Origin of the sequence: Mesorhizobium sp., assembly GCF_965229135.1 — a bacterium.
GTDB lineage: Bacteria > Pseudomonadota > Alphaproteobacteria > Rhizobiales > Rhizobiaceae > Mesorhizobium.
In genome coordinates this window covers 2,640,342-2,651,956 of record NZ_OZ245860.1, presented here as the reverse complement: position 1 = coordinate 2,651,956, position 11,615 = coordinate 2,640,342, and the positions used below count along the sequence as shown (strand labels likewise).

12 protein-coding genes are annotated in these 11,615 nt (G+C 62.6%); 4 read left to right on the top strand and 8 right to left on the bottom strand.

Going from position 1 to position 11,615, the window contains the following annotated elements:
- Nucleotides 1-108 precede the first annotated feature (108 nt).
- The 3 genes from ACO07C_RS12665 to ACO07C_RS12655 all read right to left on the bottom strand — a co-directional run bounded on the left by ACO07C_RS12665 (nucleotide 109) and on the right by ACO07C_RS12655 (nucleotide 3,637).
- Entirely contained in the window at nucleotides 109-501 is a 393-nt protein-coding gene (locus tag ACO07C_RS12665) for a hypothetical protein (RefSeq protein WP_421914500.1), read from the bottom strand.
- A gap of 211 nt (nucleotides 502-712) precedes the next feature.
- Nucleotides 713-1,336 carry an outer membrane protein gene (locus ACO07C_RS12660; RefSeq protein ID WP_421914499.1) on the bottom strand — a complete coding sequence of 208 codons (624 nt, stop codon included), beginning with the start codon at nucleotides 1,334-1,336 and terminating at the stop codon, nucleotides 713-715.
- Between the two features lie 408 nt (nucleotides 1,337-1,744).
- A complete protein-coding gene (locus ACO07C_RS12655; RefSeq protein ID WP_421914498.1) occupies nucleotides 1,745-3,637 on the bottom strand; it encodes an acyltransferase family protein in 1,893 nt (630 codons plus the stop codon).
- A gap of 348 nt (nucleotides 3,638-3,985) precedes the next feature.
- Here ACO07C_RS12655 and ACO07C_RS12650 point away from each other — a divergent pair, with 348 nt between their 5' ends.
- A complete protein-coding gene (locus ACO07C_RS12650; protein ID WP_421914497.1) occupies nucleotides 3,986-4,249 on the top strand; it encodes a DUF6460 domain-containing protein in 264 nt (87 codons plus the stop codon).
- Nucleotide 4,250: 1 nt separating this feature from the next.
- Here ACO07C_RS12650 and ACO07C_RS12645 read toward each other — a convergent pair whose 3' ends face one another.
- Nucleotides 4,251-5,156, bottom strand: coding sequence for a histone deacetylase (locus ACO07C_RS12645; RefSeq protein WP_421914496.1), 906 nt, complete (start codon nucleotides 5,154-5,156; stop codon nucleotides 4,251-4,253).
- A gap of 130 nt (nucleotides 5,157-5,286) precedes the next feature.
- Between ACO07C_RS12645 and ACO07C_RS12640 the strand changes: the two genes are divergently transcribed.
- Nucleotides 5,287-6,624 carry an MATE family efflux transporter gene (locus ACO07C_RS12640; RefSeq protein WP_421914495.1) on the top strand — a complete coding sequence of 446 codons (1,338 nt, stop codon included), beginning with the start codon at nucleotides 5,287-5,289 and terminating at the stop codon, nucleotides 6,622-6,624.
- A gap of 4 nt (nucleotides 6,625-6,628) precedes the next feature.
- Here the strand turns inward: ACO07C_RS12640 and ACO07C_RS12635 are convergent, their stop codons facing one another.
- On the bottom strand, nucleotides 6,629-7,705 hold the full coding sequence (locus ACO07C_RS12635; RefSeq protein ID WP_421914494.1) for a quinone-dependent dihydroorotate dehydrogenase: 1,077 nt from the start codon (nucleotides 7,703-7,705) through the stop codon (nucleotides 6,629-6,631).
- Entirely contained in the window at nucleotides 7,702-8,052 is a 351-nt protein-coding gene (locus ACO07C_RS12630; RefSeq protein WP_421914493.1) for a DUF952 domain-containing protein, read from the bottom strand. The genes ACO07C_RS12635 and ACO07C_RS12630 overlap by 4 nt, the downstream gene beginning before the upstream one ends.
- Nucleotides 8,053-8,162: 110 nt before the next feature.
- On the opposite strand from ACO07C_RS12630, the gene ACO07C_RS12625 reads away from it, so the two are divergent.
- Nucleotides 8,163-8,600, top strand: a complete 438-nt coding sequence (locus ACO07C_RS12625) for a hypothetical protein (protein WP_421914492.1) — start codon at nucleotides 8,163-8,165, stop codon at nucleotides 8,598-8,600.
- A gap of 132 nt (nucleotides 8,601-8,732) precedes the next feature.
- Nucleotides 8,733-9,392, top strand: a complete 660-nt coding sequence (locus tag ACO07C_RS12620; RefSeq protein WP_421914491.1) for a response regulator transcription factor — start codon at nucleotides 8,733-8,735, stop codon at nucleotides 9,390-9,392.
- A 73-nt stretch (nucleotides 9,393-9,465) separates the two neighbouring features.
- Here the strand turns inward: ACO07C_RS12620 and ACO07C_RS12615 are convergent, their stop codons facing one another.
- The gene (locus tag ACO07C_RS12615) at nucleotides 9,466-10,791 is read right to left on the bottom strand and encodes an MDR family MFS transporter (protein ID WP_421914490.1); all 1,326 of its coding nucleotides are present in this window, start codon (nucleotides 10,789-10,791) and stop codon (nucleotides 9,466-9,468) included.
- A gap of 130 nt (nucleotides 10,792-10,921) precedes the next feature.
- Nucleotides 10,922-11,578 (bottom strand): O-methyltransferase, encoded by a 657-nt coding sequence (locus ACO07C_RS12610; RefSeq protein ID WP_421914489.1) that lies wholly within the window; start codon nucleotides 11,576-11,578, stop codon nucleotides 10,922-10,924.
- Nucleotides 11,579-11,615: the final 37 nt, after the last annotated feature.

Genomic DNA, 11,615 nt, shown 5'->3' with positions numbered 1-11,615 from the left:
CCGTCAGTTCGGACCGGCGGCGATCCCCGGTTGCGGGCAGGAGCGTGGGCCATGGCCTGGCGGTAAACGATTGCCATGATGCGACAAGAGCCAGATGGCGGCTCTGATTTACTCACATTCGAGCTTGGGTTGGCGAAAGTTGGTCACGAACCAGCGGCCCGCGGAAGCCCTTGCATAGAAGGTGTAGAAGCATTCCCGACTTTCCACGTAGCCCGGCGTCTCGGTTGTCTCGTATTCGGTGCCATGCTTGGTATGGCGGACCTCGCCACTGGATGAGCCTGAGACCGCGTTGGTGGATATCTTTCGCCATTGATACGCCCGTTCACCCTGGCCGAGATCGACAACCGTGGTCGGCGGGCCATAGTCGAGGACGACGGATTCGATTGGCTGTCCAATATAGTTCTTCATGATGTCGGAGGCGCATCCCGCCAGCGCAAACACAGTCGCAATGACAAATGCACCCAGGACGCCCTTGAGGCGACCCGTGCCGTGTATGGTCATGTCTGATTCCTGTCGTGAGGTTCGCGACAGGCAGGTAGATTGCGAAGATTACACCGACATTACGACGCGACATGCGAATTTCACACGAACGGAGCGAGCAGTTTTCCAGTGGACTGGCAGCGTGGCCAATCATACCGGAGGCTGCCGGCTCCGTTCGCTACTGTCACCGGACCGAGGCAGGGCGGGTGTGGCGCGGTCCGGTGAGTCCGTTCTAGAACCGGTAGTTGACGCCGGCTTTCAACTCATGGCTTGCGATCGTCGACTTGGATGTGCCGAGTGCCGTGGTTGTTTCGACGTTCGGCGTGCGAATGTAATCATACTCGACCTTGGCGGAGAGACCGCCGGCAAAGGCTTGTTCGATACCGGCGCCGACCAGGTAACCGGTCTTCCACCCGCTGCTGTCGGTCAGGTTGTCGCCCTTCTCGAACTTGGTGAGCGCGACGCCGCCGGTTCCGAACACCAGCGTCTGATTGAAACTCAGGCCGGCCTTGGCCTTCGCGGCGGCGCGCCACTTTTCCTTGACCTTGCCGCCCTGGACATCGTGTTCGGCGCCACCAAGGGTGGAGCCTTCGACTTCGGCGCCCAGAACCGCCGGACCCATCTGGACATTGTAGCCTGCCTGCACGCCGGCCTCGAAGCCGTTCCTGTCGGCAAACGGGTTCGGCATCTTTGTGAACGCCGTGCCGCCATGGGCGCCGAAATAGGCGCCGCTCCAATCGAAAGCCGGGGGACCATTGGAAGCAGGCGAGAGGTCGGCGGCCATGGCCGATCCGTTCAAACAGACGGTGAGTGCAAGGGCAACTCCCGCCAGGGCAGTCAGTTTTTGAGAGGACATTGCATTACTCCAGACACACATGCGCAGCGCTCGACGCGCGGATTTGTTCCTTGAGAGCGCGACCATTTGAGCCAGGCCGTGCTCCGGTTCCGATGTCTCTCGCTTGGGATGATCGCCCGGCGCCGTGGTCACACGAACTGCCGTGGAACACATGTCATTGGGAGCTGATTTTGCCGTGCGATCCGTCATGTGAAAGACGCCGACTATCTCGCAGGCGAAAATTGCAGGCACATTGCGGTAAATCTAAAAGTAAAAATTTTTCGCTGTATTTTCAGTTAATTAGAACGAATGGCTTTACTCATATTTAACCATTGTGGCGTTCGCCGCTGCTTGCCTTGACATCATTTGCACGGGATGTTGGTCTGCGTCATCGCTTGGATTTGCCAAAAGCGTTGCTGTCAAGCTCGGTCATTTTGCCTTTGCCAATTCGGCGCTGGCTGACAAGCGCGGCCAGTATTTGGAAACCGCCAGGATTGCCCCTGCCGTCGAGAAATGGCCGTAGTCGAAATAGAGGAACTGACCGGTGCCGGCGTCGGCGTAGGAGCAGCCCTTTGTATCGCACAGCGACGTCAGCGGATCGATAAACGTGGCGCCCTTGGTAAAGGGTTGAACCTTTTCATTGATCCTGGGGTCCATGGCCATGGGCCATTCCAGATTGCCGGCATGCGCCCGCTTGGCGAAGAAAGCGATTTTCTGGACGTCGGCGATGAATTCCGGCGATTGGCCGATGACATACACGCGCAAGCCCAGCCCGTGCAGCGTGTCGATCGTCTGCTGAAGGCCGCCGAACCCTCGGGTCTCGTAGTCGGTCCAGCGACCGCTCAATATGACGGACTGGATTCCGGCATCCCGGATGATGGTCAACGCCCGCTTGTTGAAACGCGTGCAGTTGGGGCGTGCGTAGGAGAAATAGGAGAGGTCCGGCGGGCAGCCGGCATAGGTGTACTGGACAACGTTTGCCTGGATCTTGTCGATGTTGGCTTCGAGGCCCGGCACGTAATGCGCCGCGAACGAATCTCCCCACAGCATGACATTGGTGGCAAAGCCGTGTGTGCGCGTGCAATCGGCGAGGTTCCAGGTTTCTATCGGGGTTGAGCCTTCGTTGAAACAGACGCCGTTGCGCCAGTCCCCGACCTGGACCTTCTGCGTGGAGAAATCCGGGAAGCGATGCGGAAAACCATTGGCGAGCACGCCGGCGACACCGCAAGCGCACAGCGCCGCGATGGCCGCGCTTGAGAAGGCGAAGATCGGCAGCGGCGCCGTGAACGGCCGTTTTTGCCGGAAGGGCTGCTCGACGAATTTCCAGGAGAATGTCGCCAGGGCAAGGCTGCCGGCCAGCATGGCGATGACCGTCGGTACGCTGATGTTCTGCAGGGAAAGGTAATGGACAAACGAGTTGATCGGCCAGTGAACGAGATACAGCGAATAGGAGATCAGGCCGATCCAGACGAACGGGCTGAACTGGAGAATTAGCGTGGCAATCGTTGCGGGTCGGTCGGCGGTCGGCGGATTCTGGCCGATATAGATGAGCAGCGCCGTGCCGATGCAGGGAAACAGGGCGTTGTAGCCGGGAAAAGGATCGCTCTCCGAGATCGTCAGGAACCCGTAGGCTATCAAGCCGAAGCCAGCCAGTCCCAGAAGTTCCCTCAGCGGCCGGTTTCCGATCGCGGGCGGCCGTCTCAGCATGAGCATGGCGCCCAGCATGAGTTCCCACATTCGCGTCGGCAGCAGGTAGAAGCCGGCGGTGGGCGCTAGCGACGTCGCCATGATTGCCAGCACGAAGCTGCCAATGACGATCGGCACCAGCACGAGGAGCCAGCGCTTGCCCAGATAGCGGTAGATCAGGAACATCAGGATCGGGGCGAATATGTAGTACTGCTCCTCCACGGAAAGCGACCATGTGTGCAGCAGCGGTCGCAACTCCGCATCGATCGAGAAGTAGTTGGTCGTTTTCCAGAAATAGATGTTCGACCAGAAGGTCGACGCCGCGATGACGCTCAGGCTGAATTCGTGCAGGTCCGATGGCAGCAGGATGAACCAGGCCGCGATGCATGTGAGAAAAATGACAAAGACCAGGGCCGGCAGGATGCGCCGGGCCCGGCGCCAGTAGAAGCGCGCGATCGAGAATTGGCCGCGATCGAGGTCATCCAGCAGGCTGCCGCTGATCAGATAGCCGGAGATGACGAAGAAAATGTCGACACCGGTAAAGCCGCCGGGGATGGCGGAGACTCCGAAGTGAAAAAGCACGACCGGAAGCACCGCAACGGCCCTGAGGCCATCGATGTCACGCCTGTAGTTCATTCCAATCGTCCATCCGCTATGTTTGAGGGCATTTGCGCGGCAATCCTGGCGCAAGCGCCCTTGCTGCGGCGGCGAAACTGCATGAGCCCTCAATCTCTGGGCCGCAGGGATGAATCTGGCTGACAAATTTCAACAGGCTGCCCTTTGAGCGATGAGTTTGCTGCACTGCAACATAAGTGTCAAGGCTGGGGAATGGCTGATTGGCGAGGCAGGTTGGTCGAGCGGTCTGACGCCGGTCCCGTCCTTGCCCAGGCCGCATACTCGCTGCCATGGCTTGAAGCGGGGGAACCAAGTGCGTATTTCTGCGGTCGTGCTCCGAATCCGGGCACCCGATTCTGGAGACAGGCCTTGTCCACACTGACGCGCTTTCTCGGCGACTCTCCGTTCAGGGTGATCCTGAAGCTGCTGGTTGTCTCCTTCCTTGTCGGCCTCGTCATGAACGCGTTCGGCTGGTCTCCGTCGGATGTGATCTACGGCATCCAGAAGTTCTTCATCGATCTCTGGAACCTCGGTTTTCACGCCATCGACCGCTTCCTCGGCTACATCCTGCTGGGCGCTGCGATCGTTGTGCCGGCCTTCATTCTGATAAGAATCGCCAACTACAGGAAGTGACTCAGCGGGCGTAGCGGGAGGCAACCTCGAACAGGATGGCGTGCCGCGCCGCCAGCGCGGCCACATCGGTGGAGTAGCCTCCACCAATAACGCCGCAGACCGGTACGCCGAGTGTCCGAAAGTGGCGGATCACCGTTTCGTCGCGCGCACGCACCCCATCATTCGACAGGGACAGCCGGCCAAGCCGATCGTCGGCATGGACGTCGACCCCCGCATTGTAGAAGACGATGTCCCAACGAGCCAGGCCGGACAGTGCCGGCAGAATGCCGGCGACCCGCTCGATATAGGCGGCATCGCTGGTGCCGTCGGGCAGCGCAACGTCGAGATCGGAGGCGATCTTGCGCACCGGATAATTGCGCTCGCCATGCATGGAAAAGGTGAACACGTGCGGATTGTCGCGCAGGATATCGGCCGTGCCGTCGCCCTGATGCACGTCAAGATCGACGACCAGGATGTTGGCGGCGGCATGTTCGGCAAGCAGCCCAAGCGAGGCGACGGCGACATCGTTGAAGGTACAGAAGCCGGCACCTTGCGCATGCCGCGCGTGGTGACTGCCGCCGGCGGTGTTGCAGGCGATGCCGTGCCGCAACGCCAGCCGCGATGCCAGGATCGTTCCGCCGGTGGCCATTTGCGCCCTGAGCGAAACACGCGGGCCCACCGGGAACCCGATTTCACGCTCGATCTTAGCCGGCACCTCGCAGGCAAGCACCTGTTCGACGTAGTCGGCCGCATGGGCGCGTTTCAGCCATGATGCCGGCGCCGGCTCGGGTGTGTTGAGCGCGGCGGGCTCCGCCAGCCCGCGTTGACGCAAGGCCTCCATCAGCAGCGGATACTTGCTCATCGGGAAGCGATGGTTGACGGCAAAACCGGCGTCATAGTCGGGATGATGAACGATCTGCAGGGGCATGGGGATGTCCGGCGGGCTCGCGCCAGGCGAGGAATTCCATTGGCCGCTACGCGAAGAGTAATTGCGCGGCGTGCGGAAAATGGGGCACATCGGGCGCTCGATCAAGCCGCAATCAGCAAGGCAGCAATCCTTGGACAAGGGTGTATCCCCAGCCGACGCCAGATCCTTTGTCGTCACCAATCGTTCCGTGCTCGCCATCGCGGTGCCGATGACGCTTGCCTATCTCACGACGCCGCTGCTCGGCCTCGTCGACACGGCCGTGGTCGGCCAGTTCGGCGATGCTTCTCTTCTGGGCGGACTCGCGGCAGGCGCGCTGATCTTCGATGTTGTCTTCACCTCCTTCAATTTCCTGCGTTCCGGCACCACCGGTCTGGTCGCCCAGGCTTTCGGGCGCGGCGACGCGTTGGAAGAGCAGGCCGTTTTCTGGCGCGCTGTCTTGATCGCGGTCGTTGCCGGCATCATTCTCGCAGCGCTTTCGCCACTGGTGGCCATTGGCGGCCAGTGGTTCATGGGTGCCGGGCCGCGCGTCAGCGAAGCGATGGGCGTCTACATCCGCATCAGGCTGCTCGCCGCGCCCTTCTCTCTGATCAACTACGCCATCCTGGGCTATGTGCTGGGGCGTGGCGAGGGCGGGCTCGGGCTGATGCTGCAACTGGTGCTGAACGGCATCAACATCGTGCTATGCTTCCTGCTCGGTCTCGAACTTGGCTGGGGTGTCGCCGGCGTCGCCTGGGCGACGGTCACAGGTGAGTTCCTCGCCATGCTGCTCGGCCTGACGATCGTCGTAACGCGGTTCCGCGCCGCACCCCGATTGCCCCGTCATATACTGCTCGACATGTCGGCCTTCCTGCACATGCTGTCGCTCAACCGCGACATCATGATCCGCTCCTTCTCGCTGCTCGCCGCCTTCGCGCTGTTCACCCGTCAGGGCGCGCAGTTCGGCACCGTGACACTGGCCGCCAACGCCGTGCTGATGAACTTCTTCCTTGTCGCCGGCTATTTCCTGGATGGTTTCGCCACCGCGGCCGAACAACTGGCGGGCCGTGCGGTCGGCGCGCGCGCCGAGGAACCCTTTCGGCAAGCTGTGCGGCTGACCTTGTTCTGGGGCTTCGGGCTGGCGGGGGCCGCGACCCTGGTGTTGCTGCTCGGCGGCGCCAATCTTGTTGCCGTCGTCACGACCTCGCAGGACGTGCGCACCATCGCCGACATCTACCTGCCCTGGGCGGCATTCACCGCGCTGAGCGGCGTGCTGGCGTTCCAGATGGATGGGGTCTTCATAGGCGCCACCTGGTCGCGCGACATGCGCAACATGATGCTGCTGTCGTTCCTGGTTTTTGTGGCCGCGCTGCTGACACTGGCGCCCGCCTTCGGCAATCACGGCCTGTGGGCCGCGCTACACATCTTCCTGCTGGCGCGCGGCTTCAGCCTGCTTGCTATTTTGCGGCTGCGGGTGCGCACGGCATTCTAGGGTTTCAAAGCGGCTTGGCGGCCCATCTGTCGAGGCCGGCATCGCGCAGTTCCCGCAGCGATCCGAGTCGCTCCTGGACCGCGAAACCAGCCATCCCTGCTAGAATCCTGCCCGGCAGCGCAGGCCCGGCATAGATCATGCTCGTGTAGAGTTGCACGAGATCGGCGCCGGCGCGGATCTTTTCAAGCGCCGCATCGGCGGAATCGACACCGCCGACACCGATGATGGCGCGTTCAGGGCCAAGCAGCTTCCGCATTTTAGCCAGCACGATCGTCGAGCGTACAAACAGCGGCTTGCCTGAAAGCCCGCCGGTCTCGCGCGCGACATCGCCGCTGCGCAGCGGTGGGCGGGAGATCGTGGTGTTGGATACGATGACCCCATCGATCTGCTTTTCGGTCACCTCGGCGGCGATATCTTCCAGTTCCGCCTCGACCAGGTCCGGTGCGATCTTGAGGAAGACAGGCGGCTGCGCCGAGGCTCTGGCGCGTGCGGCCATGACGCGCGAAAGCAGTTCGTCAAGCTGTTCGCGCGCCTGCATGTTGCGCAGGCCCGGCGTGTTGGGCGAGGAGATGTTGACCGTCAGGTAGGTGGCATGTTCAGCGAACCGGGCGACGCCGCGTTCATAGTCACCGATGCGGTCTGCGCTGTCCTTGTTGGCGCCGATGTTGACGCCGACAATGCCGGCTCGCCCCTTGCGTGCGGCAAGGCGTCTTTCAGCCGCCTCGTGCCCCTCATTGTTGAAGCCCAGCCGGTTGATCACCGCCTCATCCGACGTCAGCCGGAAGATGCGCGGCTTCGGATTGCCGGTCTGTGGCAGCGGCGTGATCGTGCCGACCTCGGCGAAACCGAAGCCGAGACCGAGCAGGGCGTCGGGCACCTCGGCATTCTTGTCGTAGCCGGCGGCCATGCCGAGCGGATTGGGGAACTCGATGCCACAGACAGTCACTTTCAGCCGTGCATCGCGCACCGTCCGCGCGCCAACCGGCAGGCCGCACCGCAGCGCGGCGATCGACATGCCATGCGCGGTTTCCGGATCGAACGTGAACAGCAGTTTCTGGCCAAGACGGTCGAGCACGCTCATTCTGCCTCCAGTACCGGGAACTGGTGGGCGCCATCGGCACCAACCGGCAGTAGTCGCACCCAAAGCACGGCCTTGAGATCGAGCGAGCCGTAGAGATGCGGAAACAGCGCGCCTCCGCGCGAGACCTCGTATTTCAGGCGATCGCCAAGGCCGGCGCCGTCAATGGCCACCAGCAGAAGGCCGGTCTGGCCGGCGAAGTGTTTTGCCGCCGTTTCCTTGACTTGCCCTGCCGTCGAGAAATGAATGAATCCGTCGGCGACATCGATCGGCGCGCCGGTGAAGCGGCCATTGGCTTCGGCCTCTCGCCACAGTGTTTCGGGTGCTATCTTGTAGATAATCTGAGACATGGCTGCGCTATAGTCCGAACCAGCGACGCGGGGAAGGCCGAGCCAGGGCTCTTCCCCATTTCCGGCGCAAAGATCGGCTATATTGTCTTTAATGGCCCATGGAGGACACTATGCGTCTGCAGCACATCTTGATCCCCGCCGCCCTCGTCTCGCTTGTCGCGGCATCGGCATATTCCGAGGAAGCCGACCGCTACCGGCTCGAAAAGTCGACAAACGGCTATGTCCGCATGGACACTCAGACCGGAGCTATGTCGATCTGCGAGGAAACCTCAGGCCAGCTGGTCTGCAAAGTGGCGACCGACGAGCGTGCCGCCTACCAGGACGAGATCGATCGTCTTCAGACGTCGATGAAGGCGTTGGACGAGCGCGTCACCAAGCTCGAGAATTCGCCGTCCGCCCGTCTGGAATCCAATCTGCCCAGCGAGGAGGATTTCAACAAGACGATGAGCTACATGGAACGCTTCGTGCGCGGCTTCATGGGCATCGTCAAGGATATGGACAAGGACAGCGGCGGCGACGGCGCCAAGCTCAATTCTCAAAAGACCTGAGCGAAAGCGCGGTCGTAAGTCCTGGGGAAAAATCGGCAAGCCACCTTTGCCGCTTGAAAACAGGACGCATCGCCTCATAATCCGCCTGGTCCCGTAAGAAGCAGAAAATCATCAGGGATTGGGGAGGAGCATTTGCCGTCGGGCTACACTTTCGTCATTGCCGACGACCACCCGCTTTTTCGTGGCGCGCTGAGGGAGGCGCTTGCCGGCATCGGCAATGTCGCCGCCATCCATGAGGCCGGCGATTTCGAAAGCGCCAAGGCCCTGGTCGTCGCCAATGAGGATGTCGATCTGGTGCTGCTCGACCTGTCCATGCCGGGAGCGAGCGGCCTGTCGGGCCTGATTTCGCTGCGCGGGATTCATCCGGCCGTGCCGATGGTCGTGGTGTCGGCGCATGATGATCCGGTGACGATCCGGCGTGCGCTCGATCTCGGCGCGTCGGGGTTCATCTCCAAGTCGGCAAGCATGGAAGAAATCCGCAACGCCGTGCAGGTGGTTTTGGCAGGGGATATCGCCGCGCCCATCGGTATCGATCTCGGCATTGAACGCGATCCCGAGATTTCGGACCTGATCAAGCGATTGCAGGCGCTGACGCCACAGCAGACCCGCGTGCTCGGCATGCTGGCGGAAGGCCTGCTCAACAAACAGATCGCCTATGAGCTCGGAGTCTCCGAGGCGACCATCAAGGCGCATGTTTCCGCCATACTGCAGAAGCTCGGCGTCGACAGCCGCACCCAGGCGGTGATCCAGCTGTCCAAGATCGGCAGCGACCCGCTGCAGCCGGCGAAATGATCGCGGTGCTTTCGGCGACCCAGCCTCACGCGATGGCTGGCCGTATCCGAGACGGCTCTCTCAGCGATGATATTCAAGGATGGGGCATTCCTGCGGCTTCGCTTGACGGATCCACCGGTCCCTCCGTTGACTTGGCAACTTCGCCACCGAGTGCGGAGAAGGAGGGGTTCGAAGAGTGCCGTGCTCGCCCGATCGCCGCGCCTAGGCCGAGCGATGCGATCGCCACCAGGGGAATGCCGGCGATCCAGGGCAAGCGCGGCGCCAGTGCGTAAAGTGCGGTGCCTATCGAAGGACCCAGCGAGTCCTTGAGGTCGACAGCCACGGACGAGGCCGCCATATAGGAGGCGCGCCGCGCCGGAGGCGAAAGCGCACTGACGGCGGTCGGCACGAGCGGCCCGACCAGCATCTGCGCGACCGAGCAAAGGCTGACCGCGACGATCAACGCGACTGTCGCTGGCGAGGCCGCCAGCAGAGCGAAGGCGGCAATCGTCGAGATGCCGGCGCCGACCGTCAGCCACAGGGCGGATCGTGTCCGCGCGATGCGGCTCACCAGCATCTGCAGGCCGACGGTCAATGCGGCCGCATAGGCGAACAGCGCGCCGACGCCCGACGGTGTCAACGTGCCGGCATCCCTTGCATAGAGCGGGATCACCGCCTCGGTCCAGTTTCCTGCGACCTCGAACAGGACAACCCAGAGCAGGAGTTTCGCCAACCGGCCGTCGCGGAAAGCCGGCAGCAGGGCGGACAGGCCTTCCCCCTCCTCGTCGCCTTCGCCGTCGCAGCTGCGACGGTCGTCGCCGCCGGCGGCACGGCCAATACTCATCGTCTCGGTGAGGGCGAACAACATTACGACACCGCCCAGCAGCAGCATTCCGCCGGCGGCCAGGAACACCATGCGCAGCGATATGAGCGCCAGCAGGGCACCGCAAGCCGGCCCAACTATCTGCCCGGTGCTTGAGCTGACGCGTGCGAGGCTGAACCAGCGGGGATGCGTGGATGGCGGCGTCACATCGGCGATCGCGGTCAGGATCGTCGGGTGAAGCACCGACTCGCACATGCCGGTCAAAAGCAGCACGACCGCGGTCGCGCCGACGCCATGCACGAAGAACAGGGCCAGGAAGCCGGTCCCGACACCGAGCGACGATGCGACCAGCACCGGCCGTCGCCCGATCCGGTCCGCGATGCCACCAATCAGCGGCGCCGCCAAAAGTTCGCCGCCGGCGTAGCAGCCGAACAGCAGACCAATCGCGCCGATGGGAATGCTTGCCTCACTGCTCGCCCAAAGCGGAAAGAAAGGCACGAGCGCCCCATCGGCGAAACCCGCACAGAAGAACAGTAGAAGGCCAAGCAGGGCAGGGCGCGGCGTTGAGCGCCAGGAGGACAAAAATGGATTGATCATGACGTCACCTGCGCATGGGAACCCCGATCGGGGGTCCGGGATCGCGCGTTGGTTGACGTAAACGCTTACGGCCGCGCCTGGAGCGGCATGGATGTTTGAGCGGTTGGCCCCAATCGTTAGGGCGCTGGCCTCAACCGAGCCGCACGGACAACTCGACATCCTCGCCGAAGGGCGTGGACATGTAGCCCGATGCCGGCGAGCGCACGCGCTCGAGATATTCGGGAGAGAAATCGGCATTGTCGGCGATGACCAATGCGCCCGGCCGCAAGCGGCTCTCGACCAGGCTCAGGATCTCCGGGTAGATCGCCTTGGCGCCGTCGAGGAGCAAAAGGTCGATCGTCTCTGGCAGGTCGGCCCTCAATGTCTCCAGCGCGTCGCCCTCGCGGATTTCCACGAGGTCGACGACGCCGCCCTCAGTGAGGTTGGCCTTGGCCCGCGTCACCTTGGACGGCTCGAATTCGGTGGTGATCAGGCGGCCGCCGCCATTGTCGCGCAGCGCCGCGGCAAGGTAGAGCGTCGAGATGCCGAACGAGGTTCCGAACTCAATGATGGTGCGGGCGCCGCTGCTCCGCGCCAGCATGTAGAGCAGCGTGCCGGTCTCCGGCGAAACCGCGAGCCAAAGATCCTTCAACTGCCCGTAGACTTCGAGGTATTCGGTCTTGCTCCGCAGCAGGCGTGCCCCCTCGTCGTGCGAGAGCGCGGCCATGGCGGGACTGGTCGCGGCGCTGGCCTCCTTGAACAGGCGAGCGAGCAGTGGCGCGAGCGGGGCATTGGTGAGCGTCGTCATGAAGTATCCTGTCGAAAATGATCGCGTTGTTGTGTTG